The organism is Vibrio sp. 10N.261.51.C6 (assembly GCF_041471785.1).
GTDB lineage: Bacteria > Pseudomonadota > Gammaproteobacteria > Enterobacterales > Vibrionaceae > Vibrio > Vibrio crassostreae_C.
The window spans coordinates 36,064-57,946 of the sequence record NZ_JBFRPB010000010.1 but is presented as its reverse complement, the minus strand read 5'-3'; the positions used below and the strand labels follow the sequence as shown (position 1 = coordinate 57,946).

Genomic DNA, 21,883 nt, shown 5'->3' with positions numbered 1-21,883 from the left:
CTTAAAAGAGGTAAGAAGAATATGGTGGAGGGAGACGGATTCGAACCATCGAAGGCAGTGCCGGCAGATTTACAGTCTGCTCCCTTTGGCCACTCGGGAACCCCTCCAGGGTGTTTTTTCCTAACTCATAATGGATAGGCTAAAGAGATGTTTTTCCCAACGCATCTCTCAAGTGCGGAGCGCATCATAGCAAACACGCTAAACCTGTAAAGGGTTTTTCTTATGGTTTTGTGTTAAATGCTGCCTTTTTGGGCAAAGATGGCGAAAAGTACGCATATTGCTCGTGAAGTGAACATCTGTACTAAGGTTTACGTACTGATAGGTAACACCTTGAGGTGACAGGCTTTCTGTATTGTGTTCAATGTGTCTAAAACGTGATGAAACGTAAATGGAATTTAATCTAGATTTACACTTCTTGACGTTACAGCATTCATCAGTTGATAGAATACGGTTAATTTCATTTATAGATAAAATTACCTATCGTAGTAAGTAACTTGTCATTCTAGCTTGCTAAAATGCTCGAGAACAGCGTCAGATATTTTGATTGTAGAATAACTACTTATCGAAACTATCTGTTGAAAAGAGCTGCCTTGTTCTCAAGCCTTTTCCCTACGCTATTTCTGACCACTTACTCACTGTGATTGGTATAAACTTACTTGCAGACCATTATTATGAAGCGTAAATCTGTTTTAACCCTGCTTAGCTTGTCTATTCTTATGGCGTCTCCAGCCGTACTCGCTAAACGTATGGGCCCAAGCACTGTCACTGTTGTTACTGAGCAGGTTGATATTCACCAAGTTAGCCAATCTCTTTCGTTGGTCGGTAAGCTAGAAGCCGACCAATCGGTAATGATCACTTCTGAAGTGGCTGGCAGAGTGGACTCTATCAACATTAAAGCCAATCAAGATGTCACTAAAGGGCAGATGTTGGTTCAACTCGACGATGACAAAGCAAAAGCGGCAGTTGCAGAAGCGCAAGCTTATCTAAAAGACGAGCAACGTAAGCTAGCGGAATTTCAACGCCTAGTGAAACGTAACGCGATCACGCAAACTGAAATTGACGCTCAGAAAACGAACGTAGAGATTGCCAACGCTCGTTTAGCTGCTGCAAATGCCAATCTGAAAGATCTTCACATCAGCGCGCCATTCTCGGGCACTGTTGGTTTTATCGACTTTAGCCGCGGTAAAATGGTGACAGCAGGTACTGAACTCGTGACCTTAGATGACCTATCGGTAATGCAATTAGATCTGCAGATCCCGGAGCGCTACCTTTCTAAACTGTCTAAAGGTATGAAAGTAACGGCTCGCACTAGCGCATGGGGCGACACTCAGTTCACTGGTACTGTAGTAGGCATTGATTCTCGTATTAACGCTGAAACCTTGAACCTTCGAGTTCGAATCCACTTCGACAACAATAATGATTATCTAAAGCCAGGTATGTTAGTGGCGGCGGATATGGACTTCCCACCAGTGGAAGCGCCAATCATTCCAGTTCAAGCGCTTGAGTATTCAGGTACGAAGCGTTTCGTTTATGTTATCGACGAAGATAATAAAGCAACTCGTACAGAAGTTTTCCTTGGGGCACGTATCGATAACGAAGTCGTGATCGACAAAGGCATCGAAATTGGCCAGAAGATCGTGGTGCAAGGTATCGTGAACATGCGTGACGGCGTCTTGGTTCAAGAGCTTGCCGTTAATCGCCCAGCTGATGCAGCAAGTGATAAAAAAGCACAAGAAGGCGCTAACTAATGTTGTTATCTGATGTTTCTGTAAAGAGACCAGTAGCGGCCGTCGTATTGAGCCTACTATTGGTTGTGTTTGGTATTGTCTCTTTCAATAAGCTCGCGGTTCGTGAGATGCCAGATATTGAAAGCCCGGTAGTATCGATCAGTACTCGTTATGAGGGTGCGTCTGCCACCATCATTGAAAGCCAAATAACCTCCAACCTTGAAGACCAGTTATCCGGCATCAGTGGTATCGATGAGATCGAATCCACAACGCGTAACGGTATGTCGCGTATCACGATTACTTTTGAGCTTGGTTACGACCTCAATACCGGTGTGAGTGATGTTCGTGATGCTGTAGCTCGTGCGCAGCGTTCATTGCCCGATGAAGCCGACGACCCAATTGTTTATAAGAACAATGGTAGTGGTGAAGCTTCGGTCTACATCAACTTAAGTTCGACAGAGATGGACCGAACGCAGTTAACCGACTACACCGAACGTGTGTTGATTGACCGCTTTAGTTTGATTTCTGGCGTGAGCTCGGTGGATATCTCAGGTGGCTTGTACAAAGTAATGTACGTCAAGCTGAAACCTGCGCAGATGGCGGGTCGTGGTGTTACTACCTCCGACATCACATCTGCGTTGAACAGTGAGAACATTGAAAGCCCGGGTGGTGAAGTACGTAACGATGCGATTGTGATGTCGGTTCGTACTGCTCGTTCTTACACTGAAGCTGAAGATTTCGAATACCTAGTCGTTAAACGTGCCTCTGATAACACACCTATCTACTTGAAAGACGTAGCGGATGTTTACATTGGCGCAGAAAACGAGAACTCGACCTTTAAGAGTGACGGCGTTGTTAACGTAAGTATGGGTATCGTGCCTCAGTCAGATGCGAACCCACTTGAGGTGGCTGACTTAGTCCATAAAGAAGTCGAAGCAATTCAAAAGTTCTTGCCAGACGGTACTCGTTTAGCTGTCGACTATGACTCAACTGTCTTTATCGACCGCTCAATCTCTGAGGTTTACAGCACGCTCTTTATCACGGGTGGCTTGGTTATCCTTGTGCTTTATATCTTTATTGGTCAAGCACGTGCAACACTTATTCCAGCGGTAACCGTACCTGTATCTCTGATCTCGTCGTTTATTGCCGCGTACTACTTCGGTTTCTCTATCAACCTGATTACCTTGATGGCACTTATCCTGTCGATTGGTTTGGTGGTAGATGATGCGATCGTGGTGGTTGAGAACATTTTCCACCATATCGAACGTGGTGAGTCACCTCTGCTTGCTGCCTATAAAGGTACTCGTGAAGTAGGCTTCGCGGTAATCGCAACAACGCTTGTATTGGTAATGGTATTCCTACCAATCTCGTTCATGGACGGCATGGTTGGCCTATTGTTTACCGAGTTTTCTGTATTGCTTGCGATGTCGGTGATCTTCTCGTCGCTAGTCGCATTAACGCTAACGCCAGTGCTAGGCAGTAAGATCCTTAAAGCGAACGTTAAACCAAACCGTTTCAATTTGTTTGTCGAGCGCGTATTTGGCAAGCTTGAGTCTGGATACCGCGCGGTATTGCGCCGTGCTCTTAACTGGCGTTGGGCCGCTCCAATCATCATTATCGCGTGTATGGGCGGTAGTTATGGCTTGATGCAACAAGTGCCGTCGCAACTGACGCCACAAGAAGACCGTGGGGTTATATTTGCGTTTGTTCGTGGTGCCGATGCAACCAGTTACAACCGTATGTCTGCCAACATGGACATCGTTGAAGAACGCTTAATGCCATTGCTTGGTCAGGGCTTCTTGAAGTCATTCAGTATTCAATCACCAGCGTTTGGTGGTAATGCGGGTGACCAAACGGGCTTCGTAATCATGATCCTAGAAGACTGGGATGAGCGTGACGTTACCGCACAAGAAGCGTTGAACGAAGTTCGTAAATCGTTGAACGGCATTCCAGATGTGCGTGTATTCCCGTTCATGCCGGGCTTCAAAGGTGGTTCAAGTGAGCCTGTTCAATTCGTACTTGGCGGTTCTGATTACTCTGAACTTCAGAAGTGGGCAGAGCTCTTAAAGCAAGCGGCTGAAGATTCTCCAATGATGGAAGGCGCGGACATCGATTACTCTGAGAAAACACCAGAGCTATTGGTAACCGTAGATAAGCAGCGTGCAGCAGAGCTAGGTGTTAGCGTTTCAGACATTTCAGATACGTTAGAAATCATGCTTGGCGGCCGCAGTGAAACGACCTTCGTTGACCGTGGTGAAGAGTACGACGTGTATCTGCGTGGTGATGAAAACAGCTTCAACAACGCGAACGATCTAAGCCAAATCTACATGCGAACTCAGTCTGGTGAGCTGGTTACACTTGATACGCTGACGCACATTGAAGAAGTGGCTTCATCGATTCGTTTGTCGCACTACAACAAGCAGAAATCGGTGACCATTAAAGCGAACCTAATGGAAGGTTACACGCTGGGTGACGCGCTCGATTTCCTTGATGAACAAGCGATTGAACAGCTACCGGGTGATATTTCAGTGAGCTACTCTGGCGAGTCAAAAGACTTTAAAGAGAACCAATCAAGTATCCTAGTGGTGTTTGCGCTAGCGATGCTGGTCGCATACTTGGTACTGGCCGCGCAGTTTGAAAGCTTCATTAACCCGCTGGTGGTGATGTTCACCGTACCTATGGGTATCTTCGGTGGCTTCTTAGGCTTGGTGCTGATGAGTCAAGGGCTCAACGTCTACAGCCAGATTGGTATGATCATGTTGATCGGTATGGTAACCAAAAACGGTATCTTGATCGTAGAGTTTGCTAACCAACTTCGTGACCGTGGTATTGAGTTTGAAAAGGCGATCATTGATGCTTCTGCTCGACGCTTACGTCCAATCATGATGACGGCATTCACGACGCTGGCTGGTGCAATTCCATTGATTACTTCAACGGGCGCAGGCTATGAAAGCCGAGTGGCTGTGGGTACGGTTATCTTCTTCGGTATGGGCTTCGCGACATTGGTAACTCTGTTCGTAATCCCTGCGATGTATCGACTGATTTCTGGCTCAACACGCTCTCCGGGTCATGTGGAAGCGGTTCTAAATAAAGAGCTGAGCCACGATAACGTGGGAAGAAGCAGTCACGGTTAATGAACACGCACGGCTAATGAACATGCAATAGTGTAACAATATTGAAAAGCCTGCGTTTGCTCCTAGCGAATGGCAGGCTTTTTTTGTATAACAAACAGAGCTCAACGAATTAATACAATAAATCGAATAAAGGAAAGTAAAGTGGCTGAATTTAAATACAAAGATCTTTCTCAAGAAGAACAAGATAAGCTAGATGCAGCAACCTTTCGTCGTCTGCTAGCACACTTAGACAACAATAAGGATGTTCAGAACATCGACCTTATGATCTTGGCTGGCTTCTGCCGTAACTGTTTCAGCAAGTGGTATAAAGCGGAAGCAGAGCAACAAGGCCTAGACTTGGATATCGATGACGCTCGTGAGCGCGTATACGGCATGACTTACGATGAGTGGAAACAAAACCATCAGCCAAAAGCGACACCTGAGCAACTAGCGGCGTTTGAAGCGAAGCAGAAGCCAGAATAATTTGTTCTCGCTAGAAATTGATGAATAGAACAAACCAAAAAAGAGCCCATCAGGGCTCTTTTTATTTTTGCGTCGGTGTTTGTTCTGTGGTTAAGCCAACTCACCCGTTTGCGAGAAAGCTTCTAGTTTCGCTGCATAAGGTTGTAGGTCACCGATATTCAGATTTACCCACTCGTCATTGAAGTAAGTGTCTAGGTAACGTTCACCGCTATCACATAGCAAAGTCACGATAGACCCTGTTTCGCCACGTGCTTTCATCTCACTGGCTAGCTGAAGCACACCGTACATGTTAGTACCGGTTGATGCGCCAACCTTGCGGCCAAGAATGTCAGATAACCAATGTGTCGTTGCGATACTTGCTGCGTCTGGGATTTTTCGCATTTCGTCAACCACACCAGGAATGAAGCTTGGCTCTGCTCGTGGGCGACCAATACCTTCAATCTTGCTGAATGTATTGCCTTTCACGTTCGCATTGCCGGTTTGGAAGTATTCGTGGAATACAGAGTTTTCAGGGTCGACAACACAAAGCTTAGTTTCATGCTGTTGGTAGCGAATGAAGCGGCCGATAGTTGCAGAAGTACCGCCAGTACCTGGGCTCATTACTACCCAAGCTGGGACTGGGTGATCTTCCATCTGCATTTGATTGAAAATCGAGTTCGCGATGTTGTTGTTACCACGCCAGTCGGTTGCGCGCTCAGCGTAAGTAAATTGGTCCATGTAATGGCCATTCAGCTCTTCTGCTAAACGGCGAGACTCATCGTAAATTTCATCTGAGCGATCCACAAGATGCGCTTGGCCTCCGTAGAATTCAATCTGCTCAATTTTCTTCTTCGCTGTGCACTTTGGCATCACTGCGATAAACGGAAGACCTAGTAGGCGAGCAAAGTAGGCTTCAGATACCGCAGTGCTACCCGATGAAGATTCAATGATCGTTGTTTCTGGGCCAACCCAACCGTTACAGATAGCGTATAAGAACAGAGAACGCGCTAAGCGGTGCTTCAAAGAGCCCGTTGGGTGTGTGCTTTCATCTTTAAGGTAAACATCAATGCCTTCGATACTTGGTAGTTCGAGCTTGATAAGGTGCGTATCCGCTGAGCGTTGGTAGTCCGCTTCAATTTTACGAATCGCGTTGTTAATCCATTGATGGTCAGTGCACATAAGCGTTCTCCTGATCGAGTGTAGGAATTCTTTGTAATTGGTATGGTTCTAATTTAGCTACAATTAGAGAGAAAAACTTTGCCATATTTGCTTTGTTTTGCTTAAATTGTAGAAAATAATTCTCTTTAAATGCGATTTGGTGAAAGTGTGATAGATGCCGTAGATAAAAAAATATTAGGATTACTGCAAGAAGACAGCACCCTGTCATTGAATGACATTTCTGAAGCCGTCAACCTCACCACAACGCCTTGCTGGAAACGCTTAAAGCGTCTGGAAGAGAACGGCATTATTGAGAAAAGAGTTGCACTGCTGAACCCGGAAAAACTGGATCTTTCCTTTACTGCGTTCGTATTGGTGAAAACCAGTGATCATTCTCATGAGTGGTATGGTCGTTTTGTGAATACTGTGTCGGAATTCCCAGAAGTCATGGAATTCTATCGTATGGCTGGCGAGTACGATTATATGATGAAGGTGCAGGTTAAAGACATGAAGTGCTTTGATGATTTCTATAAGCGCTTGGTGAATAGCATTGATGGTATCTCTAATGTGACCTCGACGTTTGCGATGGAACCATTGAAGTACACGACAGCATTGCCGCTTTAAGCTGCGCCTAGTAATAGATTAACTATCGCTTTAGTTTAACTATCTTCTCAGTTTAGATCTCGTCTCTGCGATAAAGAAAAGGATTATTCATGTTTGCAAAAGTATCTACCGCTATCCAGCTGGTACTGGCGGTCGCCATTTTTTACTTGGGTTACACCATCTACTCATTGACTAATAAAGTCGGTGAAATCGTTGATACTTACCCGCAAGTTATCGAAGACATATCGGGCCTCACCAAAGGGCTCAAAGTAGAAGAGCTATTAGCGCTTGCAGAACATGTCAGCGATCTTGCTCCTCAGGTGTTAAACACTGTCGAAGAAGTTAGAAAGACGATCGATGATGTGAATCAAACCGTAGCCTCGGTCGACAACAAAATCCCTGCGATATTAGATGAAGTGAAAAATGTTCGAACGGAAGTCGAGCAGGTAAGAACCGATGTTATTCCACCAACATTAACTGAATTAAAGAGATACCGCGTAGACGTAATGCCACCAATGCTCGCTGAAAGTAAGTCTTACCGCGAACAGACTATTCCTGTCATCGTCACGGAATCTGAAATGCTACGAGCGGAAGTCCCAGGTATTTTGGCACAAGCTAATTTGTTAGCTGATAAGAGTAAGGAACTCGCTCAGGGAGCCGCTGAGGGCGCGGTGAAAGGCGTAGTGTTATCGCCATTTAACCTTCTACGAGACGCAGGTGATGGCATTAAAACGCGAGTTCAAGGCGAGTTTGAGCCAACGTTAGAAGTTGAGTAGGTTTTATTGATTTTTGCGTGACGAGTTTTCTTAGGCGTCATTAAAGAAAGAGGCTAGGTATTAAACCTAGCCTCTTTTTGTTTGTGCGTATTTGGGGCTTGTAAGAAGCGTTTATCCGCTATTTATTTGAGTGCTATTTAGTAAAACGCATCACACCTTCTTGTACTGCTGTCGCTACCAGCTCACCTTTCTGGTTGAAGATCTCGCCGCGCACTAGGCCGCGAGTGTTCGCTGCCGTTGGGCTTTCAATCGCATAAAGCAGCCATTCGTCCATTTTGAATGGGCGGTGGAACCAGATTGAGTGGTCAATCGTCGCCACTTGAAAATTTGGCGTCATGATAGAGACTTCATGTGGGTGAAGCGCCGTCACTAAGAATCCCCAATCCGATGCGTAGGCAAGCAGGTATTGGTGGATCAAGTGGTTGTCTGGCATCGCGCCATTCGCTCTTACCCAAAGGTATTGTTTCGCTTCCGTCTTCTTAGGTTTCAGTGGGTTTACCACCGTCACCGGACGCATCTCAATCGGCTTTTCGCCACAGAAGGTTTTGCGCAGTTTCTCTGGTAAGAATTCCGCAATGTGGCTCGCTAATTCAGTTTCTGAGGCAAAGTTCTCTGGTCCCGGAATATCAGGCATTGAAATCTGGTGCTCAAACCCTGGCGCATCGCCATGATAAGAAGCAGTGAGATAGAAAATAGGGCGGCCATTTTGAATCGCTTTTACACGGCGTGTGCTAAAGCTGCGTCCATCTCGTAGGTTCTCAACATCGTAAATGATTGGCTTTTCAGGATCGCCGGGAAACAGAAAATAACTGTGGAACGAGTGAACACTACGGTCGTCTTGAACGGTATAACGAGCAGCAGAAAGCGCTTGTCCCAATACCTGACCGCCGTATACCTGTGGTAGGCCTAGGTTCTCACTTTGCCCACGGAATAAACCTTCTTCCAGTTTTTCTAGCTGAAGTAAACTTAGTAATTCTTGTAAAGGTTGACTCATCGCCAGCATTCCTCTTCGTAAAATGGGTGTCAGATTATGGTGTTAATCATTTAGCTTAGTCAGATATCTGTCAATAAATCATAGGGTTTCAAGACAGAATATGAAAGCTCTCTTATAATTGGTGAGTAGATTTGCCGAGTCCGGCAAACATGTTGAGAGAAATTGAATATGAAAAAGGCTCTAATTCTTATTACGTCTTTAGTATCGTTTGGCCTACTTGTTGGTTGCCAAGCAACATCAGAAACGAGCGCTTCTCAAGAAGTGGTTGCAGAGAACACTCAAGTGATTTCAGGAACAGTAAGCTACCGTGAAAGAATTGCATTGCCAGAGAATGCAGTGGTTACCGTTACGCTAGAAGATATCTCACTGGCTGATGCACCATCGACGGTTATCGCAACTCAAGAGTTCACCACAGACGGTAAGCAAGTACCGTTCGCATTCGAGCTGAGCTACGACAACGACAAAATTAAAGCTAACCACCGTTACAACATGCGCGCATCGATTCATGTTGACGGTAAACTGCGTTTCATAACGGACACGATTAAGTCAGTAATTACTGATGTAGAAAATACACAGCAAGCAGACCTACGTTTGGTTGGTGTTCGTTAATCAGAAATCGATGCCACTGTTAAGACATCTTGATTGGCTTAACTTAGCCAGTTGAATTGACGATTAGTGGCAGCTCTAGGGCTGCCATTTGTATATTCTGAGTTTAACTTTTCCTGCATCACTCACCTCAACCCCTTCTTTAACCAAATGCTGCTTTTGTCTGTCGAACGAATCAGCCTTTAAAGATATTTCACCCTTGCTGTTTATCACTCGATACCAAGGCAGTTTGCTACCTTCTGGCAGGTTACCCAGCGCTTTACCAACATGGCGCGCATAGCCCGGAAATCCTGAAAAACGTGCTATGTCTCCATAAGTTGTTACTTTCCCATATGGAATTTGGTGAATCACAGCAAAGATTTGGCTTAAAAATTGGTCCATACTAAATGTTCCTAGTTCATAAATACCAATCACAGTAAGTAAGTGTTCAAAAATAGCGCAGGGAAAAAGCTTGAGAGCAAGGCAGCTCTTTTTGATAAGAAGCTTTGATAAGTAGTTATTCTACAATCAAAAAATCTAACGAGGTTATCGAGTTTTTTAACAAGCTAGGGTGACCAGTTAATTACTACGATTGGTATGGTACCACGGATCGGTAGAAGGAGAGGGCTATGGTATTTACAACGTTTCAGTTCTTGATCACCACATTATTAGCGGTTGTTTGCGCGAGAGCAATCAGTTTAAGTGAGGGAGATATCCCGGTGCTTGCAATGGTCATTCCTGCCTTATGGATTTTACCGCAGGGAGGCATAGCAGGATTAGCTTTGCTTGCTGCCATGACCACTTATGGTCTAACCCTTCCTTTGCAGCCTATCACGCTGTCTGTCAGTGCGTGGGTACTGTTCCCGCTATTGATGGTGGTCTTTTCAAGACGCAGTAGTTTGTCGGTCGTGATTATTTCCGGCTTGATTGTGACTACTTTGCAGGTCGGGATCATGGTGACACAATCAGCAGGCAAGCTTGAAGGCGTCCCGTGGGTTACCACACTTCAAACCTTATCAATCATCGTGATTTGGTGGGCGGCAAATCATCTTAAGCCTGCTAGCCGACACAGCTGGTGGTCATTAGGCTTAATACTTCCATTATGGATAGCCGATTTACCTTATGCCGCTTTGGTTGCCTTGTGTGTAACGGGCATCATGGCATCGATGGAAACGCTGACGCGCTTGAAAACCTTCCGCTGGAATAAACTATTATGTTGGACACTGCCAACGGTTGGTTTTGCGGCTTTGGTGATTACCCCAAGTATCGAAGTACCTAGTCCAGTTTTTGTAGTATGGTTGTGTCTATTAGGCACCGCGTGGATGACAGACTACATCATTCGCACAGAAGATAACGAAGATATCGATATCTAGTACTCCAGTAATCCAAACCTTCCAAATGCAGGTAAATGGTGAATTTACCTGCGATTTTCTAGTGGTTTGAATAAAGGATAAGCACTTAGACCGCAATTGTTCAAAAATAGGGTGGAAGGGCTTGCAATGGTTGCTGTGATGCTTAATAATCCAATCACTCTTTGAGGCAAGCCTCTTAGAAAACGAATCTATGGGGGCCTGGTCCTCCCGCAACAATAGCTCGTGAACTCGGTCAGGCCTGGAAGGGAGCAGCCGCAGCGAGTGACTTGTGTGCCGGGATGTGGCTGGGTTCCCACCCCTTAAAAAAGCCGCTCTTTATGAGCGGCTTTTTGCTATCTGATGCTTTCTAAAGTGAACACAGTTCGCAATTAGTTTAGTCCACACTGCATACCAAACTATTCGTAAATGCTGTATGAAAAATACTTACTTGCGATTTTTTGATGCTGACCATTGTCGATCAAGCGCTGGATACCGTCATCAATAAGATCTTTGAGTTCATTATCTTGTTTTCGTACCGCGACACCAATACCACGCCCGAACCATTTTTCTTCTGTAAATTTAGGACCCGTAAAGTGGTAGTCCTTACCTTGCTCCGTTTCAAGAAAGCCCGTATTGAGTCCCATAGAAGCTATCTAGGCGCCCGTTGAGTAAATCGGTAAAGGCTTCGTCGAATGATCCATAACGCTTGATATCTACATTTGGGTAGATCTCGGAAAGGTATTTGTCACCAATGGTAGCGCGCTGAACTCCAATTGTTAGTTCATTTAAGCTGCCGTCATCCATATTGATTTCACGCCCTTTTTCCATGACAAAACGAGTGGGAACTTTAGCGTAAGGCATCGTGAAGTTAACTTTCTTTTCACGTTCTTCGGTAATTGTCATAGCCGCTATAATTGCATCGTTTTTACGGCTTAAAAGCGAAGGGATAATCCCGTCCCTGTCAGTTTTTGAGATGATACATTTTACTTCTAATTCGACACACAAGGCGTTGGCTAAATCGACTTCAAACCCCTCTAATTCACCATCTTGCGTTGTCCAGCTGAATGGTGGGTATGCTCCTTCCACCGTAAATCGGATTTGCTTCCAATCTTTTGCGTAAGTAAATACTGAGAAAACACTGACGAATACAACAAATATCCACTTCATTTTTATTTCCTTATAGTTTTAATGGATAAGTTGGTTAATCAAATGTTAAAGAATATCAATGTTAATGCATATCATTGTGAGCAAAGGCATTAGATAACTTCTGGAACTCTTGCTTCCCAAACTAACTACACGACTTTTTCGTATCTAAATTTCTATTTATATCTTTCATAAACAGTAGCTTGCTGTACTTCTCGCAAGATCTTTAAGATACTCACCTTTGATTTATGTTGCATCTGAAACAAAAATCAATACAATGAGCGCATTATTTTGTTGTAGGTGAAACATTATGGCTAATAAAGCGTATCAATGGATGCTCTATCTAACACTTGGCACCAGTGCCTTGTTTGCTCTTTTCTTGGTGGCAAGTGACAACCTTGCGCCGTTCACAACTCAAGCTCAATTGCACATTCCAACCAGCCGTATTGCTGCAGAAGTGTCGGCGCCAGTGGTGGAGTTGGCTGTTAAGAATGGTCAGGATGTAAAAAAAGGGGAACTGCTAGTTCGCTTAGATCCAACTCGTTTTGAATTGGCGTTAACTCAGGCTGAAGCGGCTTTGGTTGAAGCAGAGCAAAGCTATGAAGCAAACAAGCAGCACTTGCATGGCGCGGAAGCGACGTTACGTCAGCGCCAACACGAAGCTCTGAATGCCGAGAGAAAATTGAAGCGTAACCAGCAATTGATTTCGAGAAAACTTGTTAGCCAAGAAACGCTAGACGATAGCCGATCGGACACGATTGTAAGACAGCAAGCCGTCGAAGCTGCGCAAGCCGATATTGAGCAGATAAAAGCTGAGCTTGAGAAAAGCAGCGACAACGGTGCTTTGGCTGTTGCTCGAACTCGCGTTGAACTGGCGCAATTGGATTTGGACAAAACGACAATCGTCGCGCCTGTTGATGGCGTAATCAGCAATCTCAACCTTAACTCAGGAACCTATGTTGGCGCTGGCAGCCCCGTTTTGTTTTTGGTTGATCGCCAGCATGCTTGGATTAACGCAGACTTCAACGAAAAGGGCAGTGCAAATCTGACTGCGGGAACAACCGTTCGTTTGGTGTTTGATGCAATGCCTGGTGAGGTGTTTGAGGGAAATATTCAAGGTCGTGAACTGGCTATCTATGATGCGAGCAGCGACAACAGCGGCCTCGCGAAAGTCGTGAATGATGATCGCTGGATTCGAGACCAACAAAAAGTGCGTACACAAGTAACGTTGCCGTCACTTGATCACTCATTGTTCTCAGGCTCTAAAGTGAGCGTGATGGTGGTGCCTGAAGCGACGTTTTGGGATGTGATCGGAAGTGCATGGATGGAAGTGCTAGCTCGCATTCGTTACCTAGTTTAACTGTGCTCTTCAATCATCGACTAACTGAATACCCACTGACGAAATAACGATTTACGACCTAAGAGGCAGATTATGAATAACGAAGTTCGAGGCCCGATTAACTGGTCTGAAGTAGCTTGGATCAGCGCTATCGTGTCTTTGGGTATGTTGGCTCAACTTTGGCTACAGCTAGGTGTTGCGGCGTACCTCGCTCTTTATCCGGTAATGGCGGCGACCAAGATTAACGACTACTCAGTGAGAGGTATGCTCAAAGCGTTTCTCCCTATCTTGGGTGTCGCTTGTGTGGCTCTGCTTGTCGATCAGTTATTTGCCTCACACCCGGCAGTGGTTTGGGGGATCAGTTTATGGGTATTTGATTTAGCAAGAAGTTGGGCCGACACGCCTGCCAAACTTGGGAAAATCTACATCCCATTGCTCAATTGGTTTTTGGTGATTGTGTTTGCACAACATGGCCCAATGCCGATGACGGACTGGGTTCGCGATATAGCAGTGAGCATGGTGACGACCATGGTTGTGGTGAGATTTGTGATGCTGTTCTTAAAGCCGCCCAAAGCGATGTCGCCGCTGCCAATGCAAAGTGTTCCTGTGACGTACCAGCAGCGAGTGATATATGTGGTCATGCTTGGAGTTGGTTTAGCATTTTTGATGATGGTCGATTTGATTGCCGCGACGTTCTGTATGATGCCTGTGATTATTGCGGCTGCGCAAAGTGAACGCATGAACTATCAAATGGTGGTGAAAAACTGTTTACAAGCCCACGTTGGTGGTTGTGCATTGGCGTTGGTCTTCGTAACCTTGTTAGCGGGGCAACACTCCTATAATTGGGTGTATATCATTGGACTAACAAGCTTGGTGACCATGATAGCAATTTGGATCAGCGGCAGTCGTGGTGGCGTGCGAAGTATGCATACTGAAGCGATGTTAGGAACTATGCTACCATTGCAACTCTATGTTTCAGCAACCGATCTTGGTTTGCAAGATACCTACTTTCGTGCAGAGTTAATGTCCATCGTGTTGGTATTATTAGTGGTCTGCCAAGGAATTATATATGGAAAATCAACCAGCATTATCCATCACCGGAATTGATGCACTCGACAGCAATCCTATGTTCTTAATGGGCTTTGCTTACAAACAGTTTCGAGCTCAAGTCACCGCTGAGATGGGCACCACTTCGGGCATTTCTCTAGAGATGTTTGGTGCGCTTCGAGTGTTAGATAAGCATGGCAAAATCACTCAGCAAGAGTTAACCAATTACTTGCTTCGAAATCGCTCTGTGACCAAGCGTTTGGTTGATAACGCGATTAAGCTGAACCTTATTGAGGCCAGCAAGAGTGAAACGAACAAAAAGGTAAAACTTCTTTCTTTAACGGAAGAGGGCAAGAAGCTTGCCGAATATTGTGAGCCTATGGTCGATAGTATCAGCGAGCAGTTTCAGAGTGCGTTGAGTGAAGACGAATCCAAGCAGTTACAGACCTTGTTGGCTAAGCTTGTAAAAACAGACCAATTCGTCGACTGATTATGCGATCGAAGGTGTGGGTCTAATAACAATCGAATAAAGAGTAAGTGACATGACATACAAAATATTAGCGATGCTAATGATTAAGCTGTTGTTTACGTTTCGTGGCAGTAAACCTACGTCTAAAATCCCCGCCTCTGACTTTGATGCCGAACGCTTCGCTGGTACATGGTATTCCGCTTGTTTTATCCCGCATCCATTGCAATCAAAGCTCGGTTCTTTGTCGTTTAGCTTTTTATTTGAATCTGACGGTAATCTTAAGCTGACAACTCGAGGCTACAACGCGAAAAAGAATGAGTGGAAGACCAAAGAACAAGCCGCAACATTTAAGGGCTCTCAAACCGAAGCGTGGTTTTCAGTCGAAGCGAATAGCCCTTATGAGAAGCAGAGAAAGGTAATTTTCTTGAATGAAGATTACACTCAGGCTTTGTTGGTGGGTCCTACCAAAAATACCTTACAGATCTTGTATCGCACTGCAGAGTTCACCAAACAAGACTTAGACTCGCTGATTGAACGGGCGCAGAGCATGGGTTTTAAAACCAGTAAGCTAGTTCGTGTGTCACAACATATCAATGATGTGCCTGAACAATAAAGTAAGTTCGGCTAGTCCTGACTAGGTAGCTCGGCTAACAAGCAAACAACATTGCTAACCCGTTCTAATTCGCAGGCAACACAACTGCAGACGCTTCTTCCTCTGAATCTTCTTTGTCTTCTACTTGGTCAGTTACCCAATCAATTGTCTTTGTTAGATAAAGCTTGTTGGTTTCGGTATCGCACCAACTCTTGGATAATCCTCTTCGATTGAATTCACTGCCAATTGCTGCGAGTGTCTGGTTACTTGAGCGCCCGTAATACAAGGTGTCGCACAGTTGCAGGTTCGACATCGATTGTGGGTATGTGTTAACCGACGAGGAGTTCATGCTCAGTGCTTTTGATTGGTTATGAGTACATCCTGTTAGGCTCAGGAAAAAGAAAAGGATTAGCGTATTTTTCATGGTGTATCAGGTCTATTGCCGATGATTTGAAGACAGTATTGGCGTGTATGATTAGATTATTGTCAATTTTTTGCCAACTAGTTATAGACCAAGACTTTCCTCCCAGTTAGAAAACGTTATTAAGCCAACGACAAAAACGGTATTAACAAACAAAAGCGCAATTTTGTACAAAAGCTGAAAGAGACTATAGAGTAGACTGATAAGTCGCTCGATAATCAACAGGCTTGGGAATTGTTATGGAGAACAAGAAACGCTCTAAAGAGAAGGCCGAATATAAGATAACCGAAGAGCTCGGCGGCCTTGAAATTCTTAATGCTGAATACGAAAAGCAGAACTTCTCGCGCCACAGCCACGAGGGCTACACGCTGGGAGTCATCGAGCAGGGCGCTCAGCGTTTCTATCGAACGGGCGGACATCATATTGCGCCACAAAATGCGATTATTCTGGTCAATGCCGACGAAGTTCATAGCGGTCACTCTGCCACTGAAGGCGGTTGGGCGTATCGAGCCATGTATCCACTCCCAGATCAACTTGCCAAGATCACTCAAGAGCTAAACCTACCCAATTACGGGGCGCCTTACTTCCCAAGAGCGGTTGTTGAAGATCCTGAACTCGCCAATCAATTGAGATTAGTCTTTAACACGATTGATGAATCTGACAATCGCTTGTTAAGAGAGACCTTGATGTACGGGATGTTGGTTAAACTGATTAGCCGACACGGAAAATCGCCGCTTAACCCTCAACTCGATGGGAAAACTCAGCGCCAACTTGTCTTAGTGAAAGAGTTCTTAGATGATTTTCCACAAGCCGATGTGTCCCTAGAGGAGCTATCTAAGCTAGCGGCATTGAGCCCGTTTCACTTAGTGCGTTCTTTTCAGAAAGAATTTGGTCTTCCGCCGCATGCGTATCAAATCCAATCTCGGTTAAGGCTTTCGCGTAAGTTATTGAAACAGGGACATACCATTTCTGATACCGCGCAAGAGTGTGGTTTTCATGATCAAAGCCATTTTCATCGACACTTCAAAAAGGCCAATGGATACACGCCGGGGCAATACATCAAAATGCTCTAAACTTGCGTGGCTAAGGCATGGCTAACTTGTGTTAAGTGCTGTTAAGTACGGTTAAGTGTGGCAAACAGAGGGGCATGAAATCGAGCAAGTTTGTACAATCGAACCGACTCAACTCCTCTTACATTGAATAGCCAATGTGAAGAGAGAAAAGAACTATATGGATAGTGAAACAATGGATAGACGAACACAGTTATGGAAGGGCGTTTTAGCGGGAATGCCCTTGAGCATTGCGGTAATCCCTTGGGGAATTCTAGCTGGCTCATATGCGATAGATGCTGGATTGAATCAGCTTCAAGCGCAAGCGATGTCGGCTATTCTATTTGCTGGCTCTGCACAACTTGTCGCTGCAGGTATGTTTAAAGCGGGTATTGGTTTAGGCACCATGTTGTTGACTACCTTATTCATCACGTCTAGACACTTTCTGTATAGCGTATCGATGCGTGACAAAATCAGCCATCTTCCTGCGCGTTGGCGTCTATTACTCGGATTTTGGCTCACCGATGAGCTGTTCGCGATTTGTAGTGGGCAGTCTCAGAAAGAATTTAATCGCTGGTATGCTGCGGGTGTAGGCGGCGGTTTTTATCTCGTTTGGAATATTGCGAGCTTTGTCGGCATTGTCGCGGGAAGCCAAATTCCTTCGCTTAATGAGATTGGGCTCGACTTCGCGGTCGCAGCAACCTTTATCGCTTTGGTGTTCCCATTAATCCGAACTCTACCCGTCGTTGTGTGTGTTGTGGTTTCATTGGTCACTTCGGTTGCCATGTCGGTTAACAATATTGAGGGCGGGCTAATGATTGCAGCGATTGCAGGTATGTTAGCGGGCTTTTTGAGTGAATCGTTCCAAGAGCGAAACAACGGTAACAAGACAATCGTGGAGGGGAAATAGAGATGATTTGGTTAATGATATTCCTCATGACTGCGATTGTTTTCTTTAGTCGGTATCTGTTTCTTGAGCCTGCAATCCCGCTTCGACTCAATCAAACCGCAAGGCGCCTATTGCGCTATTCAAGCCCAGCGGTTCTGACTGCGATTTGGGGGCCAATTGTATTTGCTCCTGAACAAACATTTTGGCCAAGCCTTGAAAACCCATACTTGATAGGCGCGGTGGTGACTGGCTTATTGATTTGGAAAACAGGCAATGTGCTACTAACGATCGGCGTTAGCATGGCGGTGTTTTTGTTCTATAACCTTGTCGCGGTTGATTACCTTTTCTCGTGAGCTTCAACTTCAATGTCAACTTAGGCTTTGTGTTTCTCCTATTATTTAAGGGCTGTATAAATATGATTACTTGTTATGTTCGATATGTGATTGATCCTAAAAAGGTAAATGAGTTTGAGGCATACGCAAAAATGTGGATTCCTCTGGTCGCTAAATTCGGGGGCCAACACAATGGTTATTTCTTACCGTCGGAAGGGGCGAACAATATTGCCTTGGCGCTGTTTACCTTTGAAAGTTTGGCTGCCTATGAAGAGTATCGGATTAAATCGTTGAACGATGCTGAGTGTATTAAAGCGTTTGAATTTGCAGACGAAGTTGATTGCATCGTGAGTTATGAACGCAGCTTTTTTAGACCTGTTTTAGAGTGATAGACCTTGCAACGTATAGCGTGGTGGCATCTAATGTACTGATTCACTGTTTGTGTGTTTAGGTTTTGGTAAGGAGTTAGTTTGGCTAAGAAATATTATGTGGTTTGGAAAGGTCGCACACCGGGTATTTTTACCACTTGGAACGAGTGTAAATCCCAAGTCGATGGTTTCGCTGGTGCGAGATATAAATCGTTTCCAACACTAGACGAGGCTGAGTCTGCTTTCGGTGGTAAAACGTCGTCTGCGTCAGGTTCTACAGCGACAAAGCCAAACTCTGCGGGTAAGGCGACGAAAGCTAAGGTGCCGCCTCTTTCGGAGCAGCAAATCACTGATATGCCTTTTGATATCAAGATCTTTACCGATGGTGCTTGTGAGCCAAACCCCGGTGAAGCGGGGACGGGTTTAGCGGTATACCGAAACAACCAATTAACAGAATTGTGGTATGGCTTGTATCAACCTGTTGGTACCAATAATACCGCTGAGTTGCATGGCCTTAAACAGGCGTTTTTGCTCGCAAAAGAGAAGCTAAACGCGGGTCTGTCTGTAGCGATCTATTGTGACTCTAAGTACTCGATAGATTGTATTACTAAGTGGGCAACGGGTTGGGAGAAAAAGGGCTGGACTAAGTCGGGCGGCGAGATCAAAAACCTCGATATTATTAAGCCGGCGTATGCGCTCTACCAAGAGCTGGCTTCAAAAATTACCATCTACCATGTGAACGGACACGTTGGTATTGAAGGTAACGAATTGGCCGATAGAATGTCGATTGTGGCTATTTCATCGAAAGAGCAACAACTCGCTCAATATCGTGACATCGACGATATTGAGTCTATTTTGGCACTGCGAGCAGGCTAGTTAGGCTTCTTAATGAAAAGCTACTGAAAGCATAAGTCGCGATCATTGGGCAGTGCTAAGTTGAGCGTTACATTTCAAATCAATGTAGCGCTCTTTTGTTTTTGTGGTGCTCCGTTTTTTTATGGTGCATAGTCGTTCTTGTGAGACGCAGCAGCCCTTGCGATGCTTACTGCCTGAGTTCATCCTTATTGAGCAGGGTTCTCTATCCAACGAGATAATTGCTGAGCTTGTTTGATCGAATTAAAACTGTCTTTCACTCTCTCACGTGCCTTTAAACCCATCGATGCTTTATCGTTGCTGCTTAGCTGCGCGAAACGCTCAATCGCTTCTCTTAATTCTTCCACGTTTTTTTCGCTAACCACAAAGCCTGTCTCTGGTGAGACGATCTCTTTGCATCCCATGATGTTGGTGGTAATGACTGGTGTTCCCACAGCCATCGCTTCTTTTAAAACCAGAGGCCCTGTATCCACACATCCGGTTTCGGAAAAACAGAAGGGCGCGATTAGGCTGTCATAGTTCGATAGTTTTTCTTTTACCCATTCGTGAGGTTTCGCTCCAAGAAAGGTCACGTTTCGAGTGAGCCCGTGCTCTTTGACCTGTAACTTTAATTGTTGCTCTAAATCGCCAGTACCGATGATATCGAGATGAATGTCGAGAGGTTCGGCAATCGGCGCCAATGCATCAATAAGATGGTGGATACCTTTTTGCTCCACTAATCGGCCAAGGAAAATAAAGCGAAGTTGCTTCGTTTCGGTTTTTGGGTTGAGTTGGAACTGTTTGGTATTAACTCCGCAATGCAGGAGCTTAATGTTTCCTTTCGCCATGGTATTGAAGTCAGCAAGCATGTCTTTACACACTGCAACCACAAAATCACTCGATGAGATTTTATGTTCAATGTCATAAGCGAACTCGTAAACATCATGACCATGAGCAACGAACGAGCAGGTGATATTCAGCAGTTTTGCCGCGACGATGGCGTGTGCTGTAGTGTGCTGACAAAAATGCGCATGAACGTGTTCGACGTCGCTTTCCGCAAGTTGTAGCGCTAATTTAAAACCATAAGCGAACAGTGACTTTTTGGGCATACTGGTTTGCTTAGAAATAAATGAGACAGCCTTGATGAACCCTATCCAGTTAATGCTGGCGACTTTACCCATCCGAACATTTTTACCTATTTCGACAATGTCGTAGTCGAACTGTTTTTCGCTGTTTTCAATTTTGAACGTCATTACACAAACATCGTGCCCACACGCTTTCACAGAGTCGACTTCTGTTTGAATGAAGGTCTCACTGAGTACTGGGTAGGTTGGCGCCACAAATGCTACTTTCTTCATTCCTTACTCCTCAAATCCATATGACTAAAGCTATCAAGCCAAGGTAATAACCAATAAAGCAAGATACGAACCAAGATCGAATCGTAGCTTTGGAGGGCTTTCTGATTGCTTTTCGAAGGTTACCCCTTAAGAGGTGGCTCGTTTTCTCAAATTGATAATCAAATTGGAGTTGCAGTTTTTTTGAACATCTGTGTTTGGTCGTCATTTTGAGAATGGACGCGTAGGTGACTGATATAGAGGTGATTTTGTAGTAAGACTCTCTCGGCATAGAACATGCAACGTCAGCCATATAACGTATAAATCTGAGGGCGTCATTATGGCTAAAGTAAGTGTTGTTATTCCTACCTACAATTGTTTGGATTACCTGCCGAAAGCGATTGGTAGTGTACTAAAGCAGACTCATCAAGATGTTGAGCTGATTGTCATTGACGATAACAGTAACGATGGAACGTCGACGTATCTTGCTTCTATAGACGATGAACGCATTATTACGTTGTCCACATTGGGTGTTGGTGCGCCTCAAGCGAGAAACCTAGGGATTGAAAAGGCGACCGGTGAATACATCGCTTTTTTAGACGCAGACGATTTCTGGTTTCCTGAAAAAATTGAGCGCCAACTCGAATTTCATCAACGTTACCCTGATCTCGCGATGAGCTTTACTAACTACGAGCATCTTACTGAAGATTACCAAGTAATAGTCGACTGCTTTAGTTACTGGTCGCAGTTTCAAGATCAAGATGAGCTGTTCATCAATATCGAGAACCCGTTGGAGTTCATCATAGAAAATAACGTGATTGGAACATCAACGGTCATGGTGAAAGCGGATGTGTTTTCTCAAACAGACAGTTTCAATGCTGACATCAAGTATGGGGAAGATTGGGAACTGTGGCTTCGAATGAGTGAAAACCATCAGATCGGTGTGTTGAACTCGGTGCAGGTTGGCTACTTGATGAGAGCGAGCTCTGTTACCCAAACTGAAAGTCTTAAATTGAGAAATTTGCAGTCTATAGAGACTATTCTTCAACATTACCAAAATGACAGTCAACGATGGAATCTACCCACTTCTAGCTTCAAAATCGCAAAGGCGAGAATACTGGAAGGTTATGCTGACTATTATCGAGGTTTACAACAGAATAGACAGGCTATTGCCTACAGTTTCCGTTCTTTGGTCATGTCACCTCAAAAACGCACATTGAGACACCTAATTGGAGACTGTAAAAGTTTCCTAAAGCCAGCTTGGTAAGGAAAAGGTGA

Annotated in this window: 22 protein-coding genes, 1 tRNA gene, 1 other RNA gene and 1 pseudogene; 18 read left to right on the top strand and 7 right to left on the bottom strand. The window is 44.8% G+C overall.

Annotation, left to right across the window (positions count from 1 at the left end; all coding sequences use genetic code 11):
- Positions 1 to 22 precede the first annotated feature (22 nt).
- Positions 23 to 107, bottom strand: a tRNA-Tyr gene (locus AB4375_RS02540).
- Positions 108 to 671: 564 nt separating this feature from the next.
- Between AB4375_RS02540 and AB4375_RS02535 the strand changes: the two genes are divergently transcribed.
- From AB4375_RS02535 to AB4375_RS02525, 3 genes are all read left to right on the top strand, one after another.
- Positions 672 to 1,748, top strand: coding sequence for an efflux RND transporter periplasmic adaptor subunit (locus AB4375_RS02535; RefSeq protein ID WP_017070261.1), 1,077 nt, complete (start codon positions 672 to 674; stop codon positions 1,746 to 1,748).
- Complete coding sequence (vexH, locus tag AB4375_RS02530; RefSeq protein WP_017070262.1) at positions 1,748 to 4,861, top strand: vibriobactin export RND transporter permease subunit VexH; 3,114 nt, start codon at positions 1,748 to 1,750, stop codon at positions 4,859 to 4,861. The genes AB4375_RS02535 and vexH overlap by 1 nt, the downstream gene beginning before the upstream one ends.
- Before the next feature lie 141 nt (positions 4,862 to 5,002).
- Positions 5,003 to 5,323: a DUF1244 domain-containing protein gene (locus AB4375_RS02525; protein WP_004736423.1), complete on the top strand. Its 321-nt coding sequence runs from the start codon at positions 5,003 to 5,005 to the stop codon at positions 5,321 to 5,323.
- A 90-nt stretch (positions 5,324 to 5,413) separates the two neighbouring features.
- Here the strand turns inward: AB4375_RS02525 and AB4375_RS02520 are convergent, their stop codons facing one another.
- Positions 5,414 to 6,481, bottom strand: a complete 1,068-nt coding sequence (locus AB4375_RS02520) for a PLP-dependent cysteine synthase family protein (RefSeq protein WP_017070263.1) — start codon at positions 6,479 to 6,481, stop codon at positions 5,414 to 5,416.
- 129 nt (positions 6,482 to 6,610) lie between these two features.
- Here AB4375_RS02520 and AB4375_RS02515 point away from each other — a divergent pair, with 129 nt between their 5' ends.
- The gene (locus AB4375_RS02515; RefSeq protein ID WP_017062025.1) at positions 6,611 to 7,084 is read left to right on the top strand and encodes an Lrp/AsnC family transcriptional regulator; all 474 of its coding nucleotides are present in this window, start codon (positions 6,611 to 6,613) and stop codon (positions 7,082 to 7,084) included.
- An 89-nt stretch (positions 7,085 to 7,173) separates the two neighbouring features.
- Complete coding sequence (locus tag AB4375_RS02510) at positions 7,174 to 7,839, top strand: hypothetical protein (protein ID WP_017070264.1); 666 nt, start codon at positions 7,174 to 7,176, stop codon at positions 7,837 to 7,839.
- A gap of 133 nt (positions 7,840 to 7,972) precedes the next feature.
- On the opposite strand, the gene tesB is transcribed toward AB4375_RS02510, so the two are convergent.
- On the bottom strand, positions 7,973 to 8,833 hold the full coding sequence (tesB, locus tag AB4375_RS02505) for an acyl-CoA thioesterase II (protein ID WP_029235187.1): 861 nt from the start codon (positions 8,831 to 8,833) through the stop codon (positions 7,973 to 7,975).
- Positions 8,834 to 9,001: 168 nt separating this feature from the next.
- On the opposite strand from tesB, the gene AB4375_RS02500 reads away from it, so the two are divergent.
- Positions 9,002 to 9,442 (top strand): YbaY family lipoprotein, encoded by a 441-nt coding sequence (locus tag AB4375_RS02500; RefSeq protein WP_017058951.1) that lies wholly within the window; start codon positions 9,002 to 9,004, stop codon positions 9,440 to 9,442.
- Positions 9,443 to 9,517: 75 nt separating this feature from the next.
- On the opposite strand, the gene AB4375_RS02495 is transcribed toward AB4375_RS02500, so the two are convergent.
- A complete protein-coding gene (locus AB4375_RS02495; protein ID WP_017058952.1) occupies positions 9,518 to 9,820 on the bottom strand; it encodes an MGMT family protein in 303 nt (100 codons plus the stop codon).
- A 227-nt stretch (positions 9,821 to 10,047) separates the two neighbouring features.
- On the opposite strand from AB4375_RS02495, the gene AB4375_RS02490 reads away from it, so the two are divergent.
- Complete coding sequence (locus AB4375_RS02490) at positions 10,048 to 10,791, top strand: hypothetical protein (RefSeq protein ID WP_017070265.1); 744 nt, start codon at positions 10,048 to 10,050, stop codon at positions 10,789 to 10,791.
- 196 nt (positions 10,792 to 10,987) lie between these two features.
- Positions 10,988 to 11,084, top strand: an RNA gene (gene ffs / locus AB4375_RS02485) — signal recognition particle sRNA small type.
- A gap of 102 nt (positions 11,085 to 11,186) precedes the next feature.
- Here ffs and AB4375_RS02480 read toward each other — a convergent pair.
- Positions 11,187 to 11,937: pseudogene (locus AB4375_RS02480) on the bottom strand (transporter substrate-binding domain-containing protein).
- 286 nt (positions 11,938 to 12,223) lie between these two features.
- Here AB4375_RS02480 and AB4375_RS02475 point away from each other — a divergent pair.
- The 4 genes from AB4375_RS02475 to AB4375_RS02460 all read left to right on the top strand — a co-directional run bounded on the left by AB4375_RS02475 (position 12,224) and on the right by AB4375_RS02460 (position 15,381).
- The gene (locus AB4375_RS02475) at positions 12,224 to 13,273 is read left to right on the top strand and encodes an HlyD family secretion protein (RefSeq protein WP_017062229.1); all 1,050 of its coding nucleotides are present in this window, start codon (positions 12,224 to 12,226) and stop codon (positions 13,271 to 13,273) included.
- Positions 13,274 to 13,345: 72 nt separating this feature from the next.
- A complete protein-coding gene (locus AB4375_RS02470) occupies positions 13,346 to 14,359 on the top strand; it encodes a DUF2955 domain-containing protein (RefSeq protein WP_372050962.1) in 1,014 nt (337 codons plus the stop codon).
- Positions 14,322 to 14,789, top strand: coding sequence for a MarR family winged helix-turn-helix transcriptional regulator (locus AB4375_RS02465; RefSeq protein WP_017062227.1), 468 nt, complete (start codon positions 14,322 to 14,324; stop codon positions 14,787 to 14,789). The genes AB4375_RS02470 and AB4375_RS02465 overlap by 38 nt, the downstream gene beginning before the upstream one ends.
- Before the next feature lie 52 nt (positions 14,790 to 14,841).
- The gene (locus AB4375_RS02460) at positions 14,842 to 15,381 is read left to right on the top strand and encodes a lipocalin family protein (RefSeq protein ID WP_017062226.1); all 540 of its coding nucleotides are present in this window, start codon (positions 14,842 to 14,844) and stop codon (positions 15,379 to 15,381) included.
- 64 nt (positions 15,382 to 15,445) lie between these two features.
- Here the strand turns inward: AB4375_RS02460 and AB4375_RS02455 are convergent, their stop codons facing one another.
- A complete protein-coding gene (locus AB4375_RS02455) occupies positions 15,446 to 15,784 on the bottom strand; it encodes a hypothetical protein (RefSeq protein ID WP_082242277.1) in 339 nt (112 codons plus the stop codon).
- 236 nt (positions 15,785 to 16,020) lie between these two features.
- Here AB4375_RS02455 and AB4375_RS02450 point away from each other — a divergent pair, with 236 nt between their 5' ends.
- From AB4375_RS02450 to AB4375_RS02430, 5 genes are all read left to right on the top strand, one after another.
- On the top strand, positions 16,021 to 16,854 hold the full coding sequence (locus AB4375_RS02450) for an AraC family transcriptional regulator (RefSeq protein ID WP_050634771.1): 834 nt from the start codon (positions 16,021 to 16,023) through the stop codon (positions 16,852 to 16,854).
- A gap of 157 nt (positions 16,855 to 17,011) precedes the next feature.
- The gene (locus tag AB4375_RS02445; protein WP_029235402.1) at positions 17,012 to 17,740 is read left to right on the top strand and encodes an AzlC family ABC transporter permease; all 729 of its coding nucleotides are present in this window, start codon (positions 17,012 to 17,014) and stop codon (positions 17,738 to 17,740) included.
- 2 nt (positions 17,741 to 17,742) lie between these two features.
- The gene (locus AB4375_RS02440; protein ID WP_372050961.1) at positions 17,743 to 18,072 is read left to right on the top strand and encodes an AzlD domain-containing protein; all 330 of its coding nucleotides are present in this window, start codon (positions 17,743 to 17,745) and stop codon (positions 18,070 to 18,072) included.
- 62 nt (positions 18,073 to 18,134) lie between these two features.
- A complete protein-coding gene (locus tag AB4375_RS02435; RefSeq protein ID WP_017070270.1) occupies positions 18,135 to 18,440 on the top strand; it encodes an NIPSNAP family protein in 306 nt (101 codons plus the stop codon).
- A gap of 81 nt (positions 18,441 to 18,521) precedes the next feature.
- Positions 18,522 to 19,295: a viroplasmin family protein gene (locus AB4375_RS02430; RefSeq protein ID WP_372050959.1), complete on the top strand. Its 774-nt coding sequence runs from the start codon at positions 18,522 to 18,524 to the stop codon at positions 19,293 to 19,295.
- Between the two features lie 185 nt (positions 19,296 to 19,480).
- On the opposite strand, the gene AB4375_RS02425 is transcribed toward AB4375_RS02430, so the two are convergent.
- Positions 19,481 to 20,629, bottom strand: coding sequence for a glycosyltransferase family 4 protein (locus tag AB4375_RS02425; RefSeq protein ID WP_372050958.1), 1,149 nt, complete (start codon positions 20,627 to 20,629; stop codon positions 19,481 to 19,483).
- A 316-nt stretch (positions 20,630 to 20,945) separates the two neighbouring features.
- Here AB4375_RS02425 and AB4375_RS02420 point away from each other — a divergent pair, with 316 nt between their 5' ends.
- Positions 20,946 to 21,872 (top strand): glycosyltransferase, encoded by a 927-nt coding sequence (locus tag AB4375_RS02420; RefSeq protein WP_017062218.1) that lies wholly within the window; start codon positions 20,946 to 20,948, stop codon positions 21,870 to 21,872.
- The last annotated feature ends 11 nt before the right edge of the window (positions 21,873 to 21,883 follow it).